The organism is Gimesia panareensis (genome assembly GCF_007748155.1).
GTDB classification, from domain to species: Bacteria; Planctomycetota; Planctomycetia; order Planctomycetales; family Planctomycetaceae; genus Gimesia; species Gimesia panareensis.
In genome coordinates this window covers 2,579,076-2,596,264 of the sequence record NZ_CP037421.1, presented here as the reverse complement: position 1 = coordinate 2,596,264, position 17,189 = coordinate 2,579,076, and the positions used below count along the sequence as shown (strand labels likewise).

The 17,189-nt window shown below is 51.8% G+C and carries 12 protein-coding genes; 6 read left to right on the top strand and 6 right to left on the bottom strand.

The features are described 5' to 3' along the window. Nucleotides 1-1,116, bottom strand: a complete 1,116-nt coding sequence (locus Enr10x_RS09600; protein ID WP_232093285.1) for a glycosyltransferase — start codon at nt 1,114-1,116, stop codon at nt 1-3. A 140-nt stretch (nt 1,117-1,256) separates the two neighbouring features. Here Enr10x_RS09600 and Enr10x_RS09595 point away from each other — a divergent pair, with 140 nt between their 5' ends. The 3 genes from Enr10x_RS09595 to Enr10x_RS09585 all read left to right on the top strand — a co-directional run bounded on the left by Enr10x_RS09595 (nt 1,257) and on the right by Enr10x_RS09585 (nt 3,747). Continuing rightward, nucleotides 1,257-1,796 (top strand): O-acetyl-ADP-ribose deacetylase, encoded by a 540-nt coding sequence (locus Enr10x_RS09595; RefSeq protein WP_145108613.1) that lies wholly within the window; start codon nt 1,257-1,259, stop codon nt 1,794-1,796. A 5-nt stretch (nt 1,797-1,801) separates the two neighbouring features. Next, complete coding sequence (locus Enr10x_RS09590) at nt 1,802-2,671, top strand: alpha/beta fold hydrolase (RefSeq protein WP_145448886.1); 870 nt, start codon at nt 1,802-1,804, stop codon at nt 2,669-2,671. A 101-nt stretch (nt 2,672-2,772) separates the two neighbouring features. Next, the gene (locus Enr10x_RS09585) at nt 2,773-3,747 is read left to right on the top strand and encodes a YdjY domain-containing protein (protein WP_197996552.1); all 975 of its coding nucleotides are present in this window, start codon (nt 2,773-2,775) and stop codon (nt 3,745-3,747) included. Here the strand turns inward: Enr10x_RS09585 and Enr10x_RS09580 are convergent. After that, nucleotides 3,736-4,584, bottom strand: a complete 849-nt coding sequence (locus tag Enr10x_RS09580; protein WP_232093283.1) for a sugar phosphate isomerase/epimerase family protein — start codon at nt 4,582-4,584, stop codon at nt 3,736-3,738. The genes Enr10x_RS09585 and Enr10x_RS09580 overlap by 12 nt on opposite strands. 760 nt (nt 4,585-5,344) lie before the next feature. Here Enr10x_RS09580 and Enr10x_RS09575 point away from each other — a divergent pair. Next, nucleotides 5,345-6,331, top strand: a complete 987-nt coding sequence (locus Enr10x_RS09575) for a DUF1571 domain-containing protein (RefSeq protein ID WP_145108622.1) — start codon at nt 5,345-5,347, stop codon at nt 6,329-6,331. A gap of 54 nt (nt 6,332-6,385) precedes the next feature. On the opposite strand, the gene hemQ is transcribed toward Enr10x_RS09575, so the two are convergent. Both hemQ and Enr10x_RS09565 read right to left on the bottom strand, forming a co-directional pair. After that, on the bottom strand, nt 6,386-7,228 hold the full coding sequence (gene hemQ, locus Enr10x_RS09570; RefSeq protein WP_232093281.1) for a hydrogen peroxide-dependent heme synthase: 843 nt from the start codon (nt 7,226-7,228) through the stop codon (nt 6,386-6,388). A 167-nt stretch (nt 7,229-7,395) separates the two neighbouring features. After that, on the bottom strand, nt 7,396-9,498 hold the full coding sequence (locus Enr10x_RS09565) for an alpha/beta hydrolase family protein (RefSeq protein ID WP_145448884.1): 2,103 nt from the start codon (nt 9,496-9,498) through the stop codon (nt 7,396-7,398). Nucleotides 9,499-9,814: 316 nt separating this feature from the next. Here Enr10x_RS09565 and Enr10x_RS09560 point away from each other — a divergent pair, with 316 nt between their 5' ends. Further along, entirely contained in the window at nt 9,815-11,680 is a 1,866-nt protein-coding gene (locus Enr10x_RS09560) for an AAA family ATPase (protein ID WP_145448883.1), read from the top strand. A 55-nt stretch (nt 11,681-11,735) separates the two neighbouring features. Here Enr10x_RS09560 and Enr10x_RS09555 read toward each other — a convergent pair whose 3' ends face one another. After that, nucleotides 11,736-14,570: a DEAD/DEAH box helicase gene (locus Enr10x_RS09555; RefSeq protein ID WP_145448882.1), complete on the bottom strand. Its 2,835-nt coding sequence runs from the start codon at nt 14,568-14,570 to the stop codon at nt 11,736-11,738. Beyond that, a complete protein-coding gene (galE, locus tag Enr10x_RS09550; protein ID WP_145448881.1) occupies nt 14,567-15,568 on the bottom strand; it encodes a UDP-glucose 4-epimerase GalE in 1,002 nt (333 codons plus the stop codon). The genes Enr10x_RS09555 and galE overlap by 4 nt, the downstream gene beginning before the upstream one ends. Before the next feature lie 157 nt (nt 15,569-15,725). On the opposite strand from galE, the gene Enr10x_RS09545 reads away from it, so the two are divergent. Further along, on the top strand, nt 15,726-17,183 hold the full coding sequence (locus tag Enr10x_RS09545; RefSeq protein WP_145448880.1) for an acyltransferase family protein: 1,458 nt from the start codon (nt 15,726-15,728) through the stop codon (nt 17,181-17,183). The last annotated feature ends 6 nt before the right edge of the window (nt 17,184-17,189 follow it).

Genomic DNA, 17,189 nt, shown 5'->3' with positions numbered 1-17,189 from the left:
CTACAGGAGGACTTCTCGATACAGTTTAGCATAGCCTTTTACCATTTTAGCGACACTGAATTCCTCCTGCATCCTTTTTCGAGCGGCGTTTCCTAAATCTTGAGCCAGCTGCGGGTCAGCCAGGATGCGTTCAGCATATTGCGCAAAACCGGTACTGTCTCCCACAGACGTCAAAAAACCTGTTTCACCATGTACGACCAGTTCCCTGTTGGGGGGAATATCACTGGCGACCACAGGGATGCCATAGGACATGGCTTCCATGATGCTGTTCGACTGTCCCTCAAAATCACTGGCAAGCTCAAAGACCTCGAATAAGGGGAAGAGCTGATCGACATCGGTTCGGTGCCCCAGAAACCGCACATTGGGTGTGACCGTATATTTGTAAGCCAGCTGTTCCAGTTTAGCCCGTTCGGGACCGTCTCCAATGAGCAGCAGGATCACATTTTCGTTCATCTGACGAATCAGCTGCAGAGCCCAGAGCAGGTCCTCAACCCGTTTCTGGCGGGCCAGTCGTCCCACAAAGGCGATCAGTCGTGCTTCGGTGGGAATATCATATTCCTGGTATAATTGTTTGCGTGTCGTTTCATCGACAGTTGTGTCCGGGAGTACAATCCCGTTCCGTACTACCCTCAGCAGTGATTCAGGTACTCCCTGCTCCCGGTAAAAGTCGATGACCCCCTGCGAGTTCCCAACCAGGAGAGCGGTTTGTGGTAACAGACGGCGGTCGATGCTGTGCTGCCAGTTGCTCTTCCAGGAATCAACGCAGCGTTCTGAGACGATGACTTTGGGGACCTTCTGAGAAGCGGGCAGACGTTTGACAGCCATTCTGCCATACGAATTGGCTGCAAAGAGCCAGGTGTGCAGAATATCGGGTTGCTGCTGTTGAAGTGTTTTTTTCAAGGCGCGGTAAGCCAGCGGATCGAATTTGAACCGTTTTTTCAGGATGGTGACCGGGATATCATGCTGTTTGAGTACTTCAGCGTATGGGCCTCCCCTGGTCAACGCAATGACCTGAACATCAAACTCATCTCGGGGTAAAGAGGTCGCCAGCAGAGCGAGCTGCTTTTCGGCACCAGACTGATCCAGAGTCGGGATAAGAAGACTGACTTTAATCACGGTGAGGTGGTTCGCAATCGTAGATGAGAATTGTTTCCGAGTTCGCGCTTTGAATGGCGCCTATCGTATTTTATACTGAGCCTGGAGATCAATATCTGATCTGTGCCCTGCAGGTAGTCCGTATCATAGAATGTAAGCCCATGATCGTACAGTTTGGATCTGCCCGGATTGAGCTGGTTCTGGGAGATATTACCACACAACGGGTTGATGCCATCGTCAATGCCGCGAATGCCATGCTCGCCGGGGGCGGAGGTGTGGATGGTGCGATCCATAACGCAGCCGGTCCGGAAATCATGGCCGAACTCAAGCGACGTTATCCGGATGGATGCCCGACGGGCAGCGCCGTAGAAACGACTGCTGGAAACCTGAACGCGAAATATATCTTTCATGCGGTGGGGCCGATCTGGAGGGGCGGTGGAAATCAGGAGAGAGAGCTCCTGCAGTCCGCCTATCAGACCTGTCTTTCGCTGGGGGAAAAACTACAGTGTCGAAGTCTGGCCTTTCCTTCCATCAGCACAGGAGTTTATGGATATCCGGTTGATCTCGCCGCTGATGTCGCGCTGAAGACTGTTGCGACACGGCTGGAGTCTACCAATCAACTGGAAGTCGTCAAATTCGTCCTGTTCGATCAGGGGACATTCGGCGGTTATGCCCGAGTTTTAGAAACGATGCTTGTCTGAGACTTATGGTAGAACCCGTCATACAGGAATTTGCGGCCTCTGATAATTACCGGCTGAAAGGTCGTGTCTGGATCCCAGAAAAGGATTCAGTAAGGGGAACACTGGTTGTGTTACACGGAATTCAGAGCCATTCCGGTTGGTATGAAGCTTCCTGTCGACAGCTTTGTGAGGAAGGTTATCAGGTTTTCTTTTTTGACCGCCGGGGATCGGGGCTGAATCGGGAACAGCGTGGCGATGCGCCGCATTGGCAGCGTCTGGTGCAGGATGTGGTGCAGATCTTAACCTGGGTGCGTGCTGACAGAGCCTCGGGAGAGGCTACACCGCTAATTCTGCAGGCCATGAGTTGGGGGGCAAAACTGGCGGTAGTCGTGGCTTCTCTGCGACCGGATCTGATGGATGGAGTAGCGCTGCTCTACCCCGGGATCAAAGCACGCATCAGGCCGAACAGTTTACAGAAGCTGCAGTTGAAACTGGCCGAAAAACTGGGAGTGCGTCAGAAACGAGTCGAAATACCGCTTAATGATCCAGTTTTGTTTACAGGAGACCCCGGTTGGCAGAGTTTTATCCGCAACGATCCACTGGCGCTGCATGAGGTCACTGTCTCTTTCCTATTGGCAAACCGGGAACTGGACCGACTGGTGGATCGGTCTGCCGAGCAGATGACCTGTCCTGTATTCTGTCAACTGGCGGGAAATGATCAGATTATCGATCACCGGGCCACTGAAGCCTGGTTTCACCAGATCAGATCAGAACACAAGCGCCTGATTTCATATCCCTCCGCACGGCATACACTGGAATTTGAACCGCAGCGGGAGCAGATTGTGGCAGATTACGCAGACTGGCTGGCGGGATTCGCTGCTTCCGCCAAGATCTGAAATTTCCCTCTGAATCAGGGAAGACTTTTGATAATAAGTACCTAGAATAACAGTATGTCACTGACGGGGCTGTTTGTGTTTTCACTTTGTGAGATGATTTGATGAAGCAATCCTATTTAAGAATCCGGTCTGCATGTTTTTTACTGTTTATTTTCGTGGGAGGGCTGTGTTTGCAGGCGGCTGAGCCAGTTAAAAAAAATATAACTGAGAAGCAGTCAGAGCAGCCCGAAGCAAAAGGGGAAAAGCAGGATCAAAGTGATCTGGTCCCCCTTAATAAACAGAAAACGGTGCTGTTGGATCTGAAGCATAAAAAACTCTACCTGAAAACGCATGTCTGTCTGGTGGAAGGCGTGCTGGAGATGCTGTGCTGCAAGAAGCAGACGAAAGAACATGAGTCGATTCTTTCCATCGACTCGTCAGCAAAAGCGATCCACGCGGGACTGCTGGCAATGGGGGCCCAAGCGGGAACCCCGGTTAAGTTCACTCCGAAGTTTCAGCCGCCGACAGGCCAGAAGCTGGATCTTATCCTGGAGTGGAAAGATAAAGCGGGAAAAGTACATCGCGAACAGGCACAGAAATGGATTCGTTCCTCGACCTCCCGTTACTTTACGGCAAAGCTGGATCAACTGCCGCCCGGTGTGGTCATCGATAAGAAAACAGAACTGCGGTACGACGACAAGTATAAAGAGCTGATCTGGTTTGGTGAAATGACCAAAAAGGAACGGGATCAGTTCCTTGCGAAGTCTGACAACAAAACCTACCAGGCAGCGATTAAAAAATTCTACGAAAAGACCCGGCCCCGACTGATGGAAGCGGACTGGGTCTTTGCCGGCAGCGGCTTCTCGATCGATGAGATGACCGGAGAAAAGTATTATCACGCCGAAAGTGGGGATCTGATCTGCGTCGCTAACTTTCCAACCGCGATTATCGATGTCAGCATCGAAAGCTCTGCCTCCGGCGAAGGAAATCTGCTGTTCGAAGCGAACAAGGTCAAAATTCCCCCGCGGGGCACACCGGTGACGATTGAAATTTCGATTGCCAAAGAGAAGCCCTCAACAGAAAAATCAGTTGATTAAGGCAAACGCTTTCTTCATTGCTGTTGCCGTTGCGGCGACGGCCTGATCGGCTGGCATTTTCCGGAGTTCTGCGTTGAAAGGTTCTGCACGGACCGGGCCGTCATAGCGAATCTGGTTCAAGGCGTTCAGGAAGGAGGCCAGATCGATGACACCGGTTGCCATCGGCAGTTCACGTTTCTGGTCAATCTGTTGGTCAATTTCCAGTCCTTTCGGGGCATCGTTCAAATCGACGGCGACGATCTGGTCATTGGTGAGTGACAGAATATCGTCCTTTGTTTCGTGAGCCGTATACCAGTGCCAGCTGTCCAGAATCAGACCGACACCTTTGACATCGATTGCGGCGATTAACTCCTGTGCTTCCGGCATGGAGTGAATAAACGGGTACTTTTTACTCGACCAGAGTGTCTTGGGACCTACGTATTCCAGACCGAACCGCAGACCGTGATCGGCGAGGATCCGGGAAACCGCCTTTAAACGCTTCGCATGCCGTTTGAAGTTAGCGTTGTAGGTCAGCTCAGCGTGGGTGGGCATCAGCCAGGTTCCCGTGCGGGTGACGCCCGCCCGTTCCAGTGCGGTCGCATAAGCCGGCAGTGACTGCAGCCCCTGCTGGAATTTGGACTCTTCATTCCGAAAATCAACGGGCATCCCGGCAGCACTGAAGACCAGCTTTTTCTCTTTCATCTCTGCTTTTAATTCGTCCAACTGACTGTCAGAGAGTTTTCCCAGATATCCGGCTTCAGGAACAACTGCTTCGAAGCCGTACTGGGTTGCATAATCAATTGCCTGTTTCTGGTCTGCTTTCACACCAATGCGACCACAGGAGAGATCAAGATTCATTAAACGTCGCAGGGAATCTTTAGCGAGTGCGGCTGATGCCAGTTGGGTGAGAGTGCTTGTGAACAGAGTGGCAGTAGCTGATTGAAGAAATGAGCGCCGGGAAAATATCATATTGCTGCCCCTTTTGCAGACGATTGCAGGTGCTCCCTGCATCAGAGTGAATCGTGATTAATGACTGTAAGTTATTCTAATTGAGAGTCTTAGAAAAATAAAACCTGGTGAATGTATTTTTTACCATGAATCACATCCACCAGCACTTCTTGAAGGGAGCCTGGTTGTTGTGAATATGGGGTGTTCTGGTTGAGTGTGGCGGTTTAATCTGATCTGAACCCCTTGGTGGCTAAGAACGTAATGGATTCAAAGGGGGAGCAGAGTTTCGCTAATAATTTTCCGGGAAAAATGACGAATTTTTAGGTATAGCCACCCCCGAATTGATCATTGTCCACACTCAACAGTGAGGTTGTGTTGGACGCAGAGACTGTCAGGATCGGGAATACGCAGACTGCGTAATGTTCTCCGGTTTTGAAACAGGGCCGTTTTGTCGATGAACGCTCCGTTTTCAAATGGATGAGAGCACAACTTTTATGGGAACAAACATCCGTCAGACGCACAAAGGGACTATCGTGTGCTGGCCAGATCATATCACCACGACGGGCAAGCCCGAGCGACGTCTTTTCACGGATGAGTGGATCCTGGAACGCGGATTCAATTCAGACAAGACGGTGCCTTGCAGTTTCTTAATGAAAAGGAACGGTACCGCATGATGCGCATGCTTAAACAAAGGTCAAAACAACAACTCCCGAATATGCTGGCATCCGCCATTTTGTCTGCAGCAATTGGTGTGTTGTACTTCAGCTACGACCCTGCTCCGGCAGATGCCGACCCCAACGATATGGCGATTGCAGCTGCCAAGCCGATTCCGGTTCCGGTGATTGCCTACAAACCAACTGAGTTCTCTGAACCAAATCAGGAAATCAAGCAGGACGGGAAAACACAAGTGCCACAGCAGCCTGGTACTTTGACCGGGCGGATGGCCCTTCTGATGAACCAACTGTTGCTGGAGAAAGGATGTCGTCTGCTGGACACGGTTCCCGACTACACAGCGACCTTTTCCAAACAGGAATGCGTTGGTGGAGAGCTTTCGGATAATCAGGTGATCAACCTGAAATGCCGTCACAAACCTTTCAGTGTTTATATGAAATGGGTAGTAGGCGATAAAGGGCAGGAACTGTTATACGTAGATGGTGAAAACGATCAGAAAATGCTGGTGAAAATGGGCGGACTGAAAGGTCGCCTGGTCCCTACTCTGAAGCTGGATCCGCATGGTTCGCTCGCAATGCAGGAATCGCGATACCCGATTACCAAGGCCGGTATCAGAGCACTTGCCGAAGAGATCATTGGTTTCCGTAAGAAAGATCTCGAAGAGAATCTGAACACGGAATGTGTGATGCTCAGTAATCAGAAATTCGATGGAAAAGACTGTTTCTGTTTCATCGCGCACTTTGCCAACGCGAAAGAATCGCCGACTTATCGCAAATCCGTGATCTACATTGATCAGAAAACCTGTTTGCCTGTATTCGTACGCGGATTTGGCTGGCCACAGGATAAGCTGGCTTCTGCTTCACCCGAAGAACTGGATGAACTGACTCTGATCGAATCGTATTCGTTTACCGATATCAATCTGAAATCAGAACTGGCTACTGCTGATTTCAGTGAAGCCAACTCCGATTATCGTTTCCGCCGCTAAGCGGAAACGTTTCGAATAGATGTGTCGAGTATCATCGCCCGTCTTGAACTCCATTCAGAGTTTGAGATGGGCGATTGCTTCTTCCGGGGGCAAAATATAGCTGAGATAGAAGGGGCCGAATTCAGCATATTTGGCTGAGGCTTTATCGAACCGCATCGTATATACGATTTCCTTAATTGGCTCTGGTGCCCGGCCCCAGAGTGTGACCCCCCATTCCCAGTCATCAAAGCCGGTTGAGGCAGTAATCACCTGGACGACCCGACCGGCGAACTTCATTCCGCTCAGGCCATGTTCGGCCATCATACTGTAGCGATTGCTGAATTGCTCCATGTACCAGTTTGCCCCGGGCACACGTGATTTATTCATCGGGTAGAATGTACAGACCGGGAAGTCTGGAAATTCGGGATAAATCCGCTGCTGGTTCATCGCTGGCAGACGCCCTTCATAGGCTTTGAGCTTCGCCTGAAAGGCAGGACTCTCTGGATCAGTGCCTTCCTGCTTCAGTTTATCTGCGTACTGCTCAAGTGTGGGAACATACTCGGAGATCTCAGTGATCGACACAAAAGAATAGGTGGGAATGAGCGCGGGACCCACCCCACAGGATCGAATGGCTTGCTTAATGCCATCGATCTTGATCGGATCCGGATCCATGATCAGTACCTGCAAATCGGCTTTGTGACCGGAAACGACAGATGTCTGGATCCGTACGGGAGCATTCTCCCGGTCGGGATCCAGCAATGCTGCCAGTTCTTTGCGACCGGCGTCGCGGGTTGACTGATCAAGCTGGTTCAAAACTCCCTGGTCAACGCGATAATAGAGGTGCAGGCAGTGCCAGCCTTCGGTCATGTTGGCGGTCGGATCAGGAAGAGGTGCGGATGTATGTGGAGGACGGTTCACGTCGAAATACCTTGCTCATTTATGAAATATTCATCTGTCACACTAGGCTCGGCTGCAGGATATCGGTTTCACCGAAACCGGCAGGAGAGATCGATTATAACGGCGCGCACGCTCTGAGCAAACGCTGTGCGCGGCGAGAGATCGTATCTAACCTGAAATCGAGCGATTTACTTCTCGATTTGCAGTTGTTTTTCCTGCCAGCCCATCTGCTTGCCGACCTGAGTCGAGTATTTCCAGTCTTCCGGATTCACCTGTTTCAATTTGACCGGGGTGCGGCTGGCAGCCATTCCGAGTGCCTGTGGCAGGTCCATGAATCGGAGAATGTTCAAGAGTGCAGGTCCCTGTTGATGCGAAGAGGGCATGCCGATCAGTTCCAGCTCACTGATCCCTTTTTCAAAGAGAGAGGCATACAGGCAGAGAGCAGCTGCTTCTCCGCTGGCTTTGAGTGTGAGGTTAGCCGACCGGAATTCCGGTTGTGCCTGCAAGTGATGAATTGCCTGGCGAATATCCCAGATCTGCATGCCTTCCAGAGACTGGCCCAGCAGATAGAAACGGCGACGGATCTGTACCTGTTTACGTGGATCCTGATTCCATTGATCGAGGCCGACACCACGCGGTGTGAAATAGACCATGGCGGTCTGCTCCTGTTGAACACGCTGCAGCATTTCTTTAAAGATCGCGGAAGATTTGTCCGGAGCTTGTTTTGCTGCTTCAATTCCAGGGAACAGTGGTGCCAGAGCCGCCTGAAACTGATCCCACTCTCCCTGGTTCAATACGTTCAAGGTGACCTGAGAAGGTGCTTTGGCCTGGCTGGGGAGAACCACAAACAGTTTCAGGGGAACGTATTTTTGACTCTCAAACGAGATTGTCTGCAGGGTGAGTCCGTCACGCGTTGCCGTTTGTACTTTAACATTCGGCTCGACCTTTTTTGGCCAGGCCCGGAAGGTCTTTTTCAACAGCAGGTCTTTCCATTTTTCAGTCATCTGATGCCATTGGGCTGAATCCTGCGGAACCTGTGGTTTGGCAGTGGGCACAAACGATTCCTGAATTTTGGCATTCTTCTGATCGGTCGGCAGTTGCTCAAAGACGCGTAATTCCTCAGGAGTGTGAAATTTCGTCGCAGCCATTTCGATCAGGGAATCATCGCCTTTGAGGAAATGATTGAACCAGCGAAACGCATGAATTCGGAGTTCCTGGGTGTCTTTGTGCGGTCCTTCCGTAATCTGCAGCCCCAGATGTTCGGGGGCGCCATACAATTCATAAATATGCATCGCCTTGCGATAGACGTCGACCACACCATCCAGGGGAAAGATACTGTCTTTATCGGTATTGGAGATCAACAAGGGGCGCGGCGCGACCAGGGCAGCGACCTGGGCGTAATCCCACTGGTAAGTATTGACCATGAACATGCAGTCGCAGTGCCCTTCCACGGCACCGTCGATGACATGATTTTTGAGATTGGTAATACCGGCGACCGGAACTGCTGCTTTGATTCGTTCATCCAGAGCGGCGATCCACCAGCTGTAGGCTCCGCCACCGGAACGACCAGTGACTCCCAGTTTTTCGCCATCCACTTCCGGACGGGACTGCAGGTAATCCAGTGCCCGGATGCAGTTCCAGGCTTCCACACCAGCAGGAGTATAACCCCGGGAGAGCCACCACCACATCCCTTCCCGGTAAGTCCCATGATGCAGTCCTTCGATTTCTCCCAGTTGCAGAGTGTCGATCGTCAGGCAAACATAACCATTGCGGGCGAACCATTCGCCGTGGTGCTGGTAATGCACTTTATTTCCGTAACTGATGCCATTCTTTTTGACGCCTCCATGACCACAGACATACAAAATTGCAGGGAGCTTCCCTTCCTGTTTGATTGGGCGATACAGGTTGCCGGTGACGTAGAGACCGGGACGTGACTGAAAGGTGATGTTTTCGACGATGAAACCGTCGCTTTCAATTTTACCGGTGATTTGTGGATGAAGATCCGTTTTGGGGGGCAGTGGTGAAAGCCCCAGCATTTCGAACAACTGTTGCCGATACTGCTTCCGTTTCTGATCCCAGGTCTTAAGGTCTTTGATATTCGCCAGGCTGCGATTGGCAAGACGCAGTGTATGAAAGCGAAAATAGTCGCTCAGGTTTTTATCGGCAGCAGTCGGACCGAGAAATTTGCGGCGGTCCTGAACTTTGTCTGCAGCTGGAACGAGGGAGCTCTGCAGAATGAGTCCGATCAGCGTCAAGGCGAGGCAAATTGGCCTGAATGGTATGCGCGTCATTGTTAATCCTGTCGAAATTATGGGGCGGGAAAATGGTGGGAATCTGGATTCATTAATAATGCTAAATATTGTACCAGTCACGATCCCAGATGTCAGTCAAGTATGACTGACATCTGGGCAATCCGGAGTATTTTGATTTTCAATGAATAAAATTACCAGCTGATACTCACTTTCATGAAGAAACCGGGACTGCACTGCGAACCCCGGGCAGACAGTAAACGTCATCATGTTAGAGAGATTCTTCAGCGATCTGGTTTCTGAGCTGAAGAAGGAAGTCATGATTCTTCTGAGAACCGGATTGGCGGAATAAACTCACATGTCAAAACAAACGAAAAATTTACAGGCCGTACTCAGTCAGTGGCTCGAGCGGGATCTGACAAAAGAAGCTGTGACGGGGAAGCTGTCACCCGTGTTTCTGATGGATGAACTGGTCTGTGACGTCATTGATGTAATTAATGCTGGCCGATTTCCCATTTTGTATGGTGGAAGCGGAGTCGGAAAATCATCTGTGTTCCACAAACTGGTGGCGCTGTCTGTTTCCGGACAGGGACCAGAGGTATTAGAGGGAACACGGATACTGAAGCTGTCATTCCGGCGTGCCCTGGCCAGTCTGAAGAAAGAGCATCATCTGCGCGGTGAATTTCAGAAGCTTCTGGATCTGTTACTGGAGACGGATGAAAAGATCGTTCCGTTTTTCTCCGACATGGAAATCCTGAATGACAATTACCTGCAGCCACTGTTACAGTCCTATGCCTACCAGACGGATCGCCCGCTCCTGGCAGAAGGTGATCGAACCAGTGTGGAAGCAATGTTTGAGAGCTACCCCGATCTGGAAAGCCACTTTGTCGCTTTGAAAGTCGATGAACCGGACCTGTCAGCTGCCCGTCAGATTGTCAGTGACTGGTCCGAACACCAGCAGCAGACAGATTGCGTTCGCTTTACCGAGACGGCACAGGAAGAAGCGTTGCTTCTGTCGCATCGTTTTCTTTCCCGGTTGAATATGCCGCGCAAAGTGCTGGATCTGTTGAATCAGGTCAAAGTTGTGCGAAAGAAAGCCCGGAAGGTGAATGGACGGGATGTCATTCACCGTTTCCACCAGGTGCACAAGGTTCCGCTCTCTTTAATAGATCCGGAAGTGAAACTGGAACTGCAGCAGGTACGTGAGCACTTTGCCGCGAGCGTACTCGGGCAGGACCAGGCGGTCGATGCAGTCGTCCGTATGATCGGTACCATCAAGGCGGGGTTGAGTGATATCCGTCGGCCTTTAGGGGCGTTCCTGTTTGCAGGACCGACGGGGGTGGGCAAAACGCATATCGCACAGAAGTTATCTGAGTACCTCCTGGGACGACCGGACAGCATGGTGCGTCTGAATATGGCGGATTTCCAGACGGAAATTGCTGCCTTGACCCTCTTCGGCGATCCGGAAGCGTACGTGTTATCCAAACGCCAGGGAATTCTGACCCAGCGTCTGCAGGGACAGTCGTTTACAGTGCTGTTACTGGATGAATTTGAAAAGTGTGCCCCTCCGGTGCTGGACCGGTTCATGCAGTTGATTGATGAAGGCTGCTTTATTAATGGGACGGGGGAATCCATTTCCTGCCGTTCGACCGTGATCATCGCCACGACCAATGCCGGGGCGGAACTGTACCGGAAAAGTCTGATCGGATTTGCCGATGGCCTGTCGTCGGAACTGGAAATGGAACAGGGGATGCAACGGCGTCTGATGGATTATTTCCGTTTCGAATTTTTGAATCGCTTCGATGAAATCGTCTATTTTCATGCGTTGAATGCAAATCATATTCGGGCGATCGCCGCTTGTGAGTTGCGTCTGTTGCAGGATCGTATCGGATTGAAACGGCACCGGATCTCCATTCAGCCGGATCGTTCCATTCTGGACTGGTTGGCACTGAAAGGGTATGACCCCTACTTTGGTGCCCGCTTTTTACGACGGACGATCGAACGCTATGTCACTCCAGTGATTGCCGAGGTGATTAACTCTCAGTCGCTGGAAAAAGGGACGACGCTGGAACTCTCTTTCGAAGAGCGTCAGGTGGTTGTCCGTTTTGAACAGAAACAGTCTGATGATTCGAACCGGGAGCAGACTGCCACGTTTGCGGGAAAACCCGTGGCCGAAAAGTCTTTGCCTGGTCGCAAGAAGGAACGATCGACTACAGCGGTCTGAATCGAAAGACGCTGGCAGGTCATACATCTGTGTGACCTGCCAGTTTTTATGAATGTTAGACAAAGATCTCTTTGCGGTGAACTTTCGTGTGTGGTGAGAGTCCGTTGCGCTGGGCGTGCTCCAGGAGCTCTGCTCCCTGGCCCCGGTAGGCAAAGAAAGCTTCACCCGGGCTGACATACTGATTCCAGTATTTTTCAAAGACAGTGACCAATTCTTTATTGCGGGCCAGATCGGAGGGGACTGCATGGACCATCGCCAGCTGTTCTTTTCGTTTTCGGAAGTAGCGGCCTAACAGATCGGGCAGCAGACTGGAAATCCAGGTGTCTTCGATCTCATGTACAACTCGGGGAATGACATACCGGGCTCCCTGAAGCGGTCCAAAAACCTGGTAGACGGCTTCGAGGAAGCGATCGCAGTCGGTTTCCGGTGCCTGATCGAGAAACACGCGGATGTAATTTCCGGATCGTTTCCCTACCTGCAACTGTGATACGGAAGAGATCTGGCCGGTTTCCTGTAACGCTGCCAGAACCGCCTGGCTGACTGCTTTGGTAAGTGAATGAGACGACCAGGGTTGACGCATTCCGCTGAACGGCGGGAAGCCACCCCCTCCCCCTGCTCTGCCTCCGGTGTTGAGTTCAATCGTTCTCAATGGAAGCCCCTGATATGGTTCTCCAATTCGCCACAATGCACGTGAGTCGGAACGTTTCGAGGCACGCGTCAGCATGTCACTGTTGAGCAGTTGCACGGAGCCTTCCAGGCCTTCGGGCTTGATTTCGGTGAAAGCGGCATGCACGTGGCCGACGCCCTTTTCGATTAAGCCGTCATCGGTAACACCAAACAGCCGCTTGTGTTTTTTGATGAATCGTTCGTAGTCGTCCAGGCCTTTCGTAAATTCAGGAGCGATACAGACGATATCCCAGTTGTTGGCGACTTTGTCGGGGACATCCGGATCCAGTCGGAAAGAACGTCCACGCAGCTGATTTACCGTCATGGAAGTGGTCACTGTCGTGAGATCGATCAGCACATTAATCTTGTTGGCATCCCAACCTTCCCCCAGCAGTCCACGTGTTCCTACCAGACAGCATGTGAGCCCCTGCTGAAAGAGATCGGTAATCATCTCCACATAGACGCGGGGAGACCATTGAGAGCCACTGCCGTTCAGCACATGGAACCCATCGTAAGGCTGGAGGCTGAGCGTCACATCAATCTGACGATCTGCCAGCCATTGTTCTGCGGTTTTCTGTAATAATTCTCCAATGTCATCATCGACGAGCACACTGGAACCGGTCAACAGGACGGGGTTCAAGGTGTCGGTTTCCGGGTCTCGGACCAGTTCTTTAAACGCGGCAATCGCGCCTCCGGCTTCTTCGTCGAGCAGATGTTCCACTTCGGCGGAGGTTGCAGAGGTTTTTTCATAATCGGCAATGACGACAGCCCGGATCGAGTTCCCCAGATTGTGAATCTCAGCCCGCAGCACAGGAACCAGTGCCTGAATTTTACTCTGCGAGTAGGCGATGACGCGACCTACCGGCGAGGCACAGGGTTGAGAGCCGGTCTCTGTGATCTGGAGTCCCAGGAGTCGTAACTGTTCGACCACGCGTGACGCCAGTTCCTGGTCTATTGGGGAAGGAGAACGCCTCAGGCGATGGCGGATATAGCGATCCAGAACAGGCCCCCAGTAATTCAGACGGGGGATTTCTTCGTCAATGTCAGTGACTTCAAGCGGCGGTACATGGGAGGGAAGTTCGATATCTCGCTGTTGCAGAAACAGACGGGCGGCATCTGCGAGTGTCGGATCGCGACGCTCAAAGGTGGCCCAGTCATCTACCTTACCGGAAGGTAAATCCAGATTCTGTAATAGAGAATGTAACCAGATGGGAAGTGGCTCAGCACGTTCTGTTTCGGAGGTTGAAGTATCCTGCGGCTCTGCTTCACTCGAATGTGGAAGAACCTCTTTCTCACTGCAGAGGTTTTCCATGATCTGTTGCAGTTGATCGTCGGTATTGGCGATATAGGTGAGTTCGTCCGTGGTGGGGCGCACAAAATAGGCCAGGTCCTGATAGGGAGCCAGATAACCATCTTTGACCACAGCGGGAATCGGAACCTCGTAATCGATCGGCCCGAAAAAGTCGTGGTAGCGGTCGATGTCTTCCTGTAGTTTTCCTTTTTCATCCGGAGGCGTGGCGGTCAGGCCAATGATCACCGGTTGTTCCAGAAAGTCATGCGCATCTGCGAGCACGCGCCCCCAGTGTCCCATCAGATGATGGCATTCATCAAAGATGATTAGACCGACTCCCCTGCTCTTGAGCTGTGTGAGCGTCTGTTGGGAAGAAGCATGGAGCATGTCGAGCGCGTTTCCGTTCAAGACCAACTGGTCGCGCACCGTTTTACGATAGGTCCGTATCCGTTTCTCATAGTATTCCGGATTGTGCTGTTTCAGGTCAGCGATCCAGGTGAATGCTTCCAGCGGATCCTGAGCCTGCTCCCGGGCAATCAACAGATCGATCCAGTATTCGAGAGCGGCTTCTTCCACGTCTGAATCTCCCCGACGGGGGAGTGTAACCGACTGGTAGGTCAGCGATGTCAGTAACGCGTCCTGGTCAGAGTCAGAGGTAACAAGCTGATGGGAACAGGCAGAGGACTGGAACAGATCTGTCCGGGCGGTCCACTGGGACTGAATCGCTGAGTTGGGAGACAGGACCAGCGCAGGTTGCCTGACATGTTCCGCCCAGAGGAACAGCCCCAGAACCGTTTTGCCGGACCCGGGAGGGGCTACGATGTGGAGCCGCTTTTTACCAGCATTCAACTGCTGTTGAATCACGGCAATTGCTTCAGCCTGTGAAGGACGAAGCGTACCCTGGAAACGGACTTCAGGAAAGTCGGTTGTCACGATGCAGTTTCAGTCCGATAACCTTCGGGGTGCGTACGGAACCAGTCCCAGGCGGTCTGGATAATCTCTTCCAGGGATGTGTATTTAGGGGACCATCCCAGTTCTTCAGAAATGCGTTTATTGGAGGCAGAGAGCACGGGGGGATCGCCAGGACGCCGCGGTTTAAATTCAACGGGAATCTCATGACCTGTGACCCGTTCCGAAGTTTTGACCACGTCCAGTACCGAAAAGCCCTGGCCGAGTCCAATGTTATAATAGCGACTAGATTGCGGATTTAAGGCGTTGAGGGCCAGCAGGTGTGCCGAGCAGATGTCTTCTACATGCACGTAATCACGGATGCAGGTGCCGTCATCTGTGGGGTAATCGTTCCCCAGGACCGTCATATGAGACTGCTGTCCCAGTGCCGTTCGCAGACAGTTGGGGATCAGATGCGTTTCCGGGTCGTGATCTTCTCCCAGCGCACCATCGTGCGAACAACCTGCGACATTAAAATAACGCAAGCCAATAAAACCGAAATTAGGATAGCTGTGGGAGCAGTCATTCAGAATCTGTTCGATAAACAGCTTTGACCAGCCATAAGGATTGATAGGAGACTGGGGGCTTTCTTCCGTTACGGGGATCTGGTCCGGAATGCCATAGGTGGCACAGGAAGAACTGAAGACAATCTGGCTGACGCGCGAATTACGCATGGCCCGTAACAGCGAAACCGTGCCGGCGGTGTTATTCATGTAGTAAGGGAGCGGTTCTGTTACCGATTCTCCGACATAGGCCAGCGCGGCAAAGTGAATGACTTTCTCGATCCGCTGCGACTTCATGACTTCGGTCAGACGTTCTGTTTCGAGCAGATCGATTTGAAAGAAGGATGCTTCCGCCGGAACCGCTTCGCGGTGTCCGCGATAGAGATTGTCAATCACACAAACTTTCTGTCCGGCCTCAATCAACTGCCGGACACAATGTGAGCCGATGTAGCCGGCCCCGCCGGTTACGAGAATAGTCATGGTATCCTACCCTGAAAATAAAGATAAATCGACTTTGATTGGAGTTTTACTCTGTCTGTAAAACACGGTACGATACAGACAGGTTCCTGGAGCCTGTCCTCTACTGTTCGTCTTTTGTAGTGATACCTTAACTTTTCTAAACAGATTAGTAAATCAGATGTCGCAAAATACTCCGAATTCAGACGCGCCTCAACCGGAAACGATTCCTCTACAGAAGGAACCAGAGACTCCCCCGCCTGATCCACAGGCTGTCCCGCCAGCGACAGTTGCAGCGAAAAAACAGGAGCAGGGAAAACAGCCTCCGGTCAGTCAGCGACTGACATCTCTGGATGCCTACCGGGGGTTTGTGATGCTGGCGATGGCCTCTGGCGGACTGTACATTGCCAATGCGTTGCGGAATTCTCCCGAGATTCTGGAACAGTATAACGGCACGCAGTGGGAATCTTCCTGGAAGTATCTCTGGCAGACGCTGTCCTATCAGTTGAGTCATGTCGAATGGACGGGAGCTGGTTTCTGGGATCTGATTCAGCCTTCCTTTATGTTTATGGTCGGCGTCTCAATGCCTTTTTCCGTTCGCAAACGCAAACAGAAGGGCGATTCCACGCTTCGGATCTGGGGGCATGCGATCTTTCGGGCCGTATTGCTCGTGGCATTGGGAGTGTTTCTCTCATCACGATCTGGTCCGCATACGAATTTCACATTTGCGAATGTGTTGTGCCAGATCGGTCTGGGCTATCTGGTCGTCTTCTTTTACGTCAACCGGTCATTTGTGACCCAGCTGATCGGCGTAGTGACGATTTTAGGGGGCTACTGGTTCTTTTTCTATCAGTACATGCCCGCTGAAGAAGAGCTGACGGCGGTCAAAAAATATCTCACGGAAGTCAAACACAAAGACGAAGCGGAATGGTCACAGTTTTCCGGCTTTGGTGAGCCTTGGAATAAACATACGAATGCTGCTGCTGCGGTGGACCGTCAGTTTCTGAATCAATTCCCCCGCTACGAAGAACCGTATGAAGGACAGAAGTTCTGGGTGAATGGCGGTGGTTATCAGACACTCAATTTCATCCCCTCCATTGCCACCATGCTGTTCGGTCTAATGGCGGGGCAGCTGCTGATGTCCAATCGCCTGGAGAAGATGAAAGTCAAATGGCTGTTGCAGGCGGGGTTGATCTGTTTTGTGGTCTCGATGCTGCTCGATACATCGATCTGGCCGGTCAACATTGAGCAGTGGGAATGGCACCTGGTGCCGATTGTGAAGCGGATCTGGTCTCCCGGCTGGGCGATCTTCAGTGCGGGCTGGGCGTTCTGGTTCCTGGCGGTTTTCTATTGGATCATTGACGTCAAAGGGTATAAAAAGTGGGCCTTCCCGTTTGTGGTCGTCGGCATGAATTCGATCGCCATGTACTGCATGGCACAGCTGATTCGTCCCTGGGTTCAAAAGTCGCTCCAGATGCACCTGACGACGGTAGACGAGATGACGGGCTGGTCGGTTGCCGGCTCGTTGTTCAGTTCAGACTGTCCTTACGCACCGATCGCAGTATCGGCGACCGTTCTGTTTGTACTGTGGCTGATCTGTCTCTGGATGTACCTGCAGAAGATCTTTATCAAGATTTGACCTGAT

Bases quoted from the DNA above. Each gene is read 5' to 3' on its own strand.
- Enr10x_RS09595 (WP_145108613.1), top strand. From the start codon at position 1,257: ATGATCGTACAGTTTGGATCTGCCCGGATTGAGCTGGTTCTGGGAGAT.
- Enr10x_RS09590 (WP_145448886.1), top strand. From the start codon at position 1,802: ATGGTAGAACCCGTCATACAGGAATTTGCGGCCTCTGATAATTACCGG.
- Enr10x_RS09585 (WP_197996552.1), top strand. From the start codon at position 2,773: ATGAAGCAATCCTATTTAAGAATCCGGTCTGCATGTTTTTTACTGTTT.
- Enr10x_RS09580 (WP_232093283.1), bottom strand. From the start codon at position 4,584: ATGAATCTTGATCTCTCCTGTGGTCGCATTGGTGTGAAAGCAGACCAG.
- Enr10x_RS09575 (WP_145108622.1), top strand. From the start codon at position 5,345: ATGATGCGCATGCTTAAACAAAGGTCAAAACAACAACTCCCGAATATG.
- Enr10x_RS09565 (WP_145448884.1), bottom strand. From the start codon at position 9,498: ATGACGCGCATACCATTCAGGCCAATTTGCCTCGCCTTGACGCTGATC.
- Enr10x_RS09560 (WP_145448883.1), top strand. From the start codon at position 9,815: ATGTCAAAACAAACGAAAAATTTACAGGCCGTACTCAGTCAGTGGCTC.
- galE (WP_145448881.1), bottom strand. From the start codon at position 15,568: ATGACTATTCTCGTAACCGGCGGGGCCGGCTACATCGGCTCACATTGT.
- Enr10x_RS09545 (WP_145448880.1), top strand. From the start codon at position 15,726: ATGTCGCAAAATACTCCGAATTCAGACGCGCCTCAACCGGAAACGATT.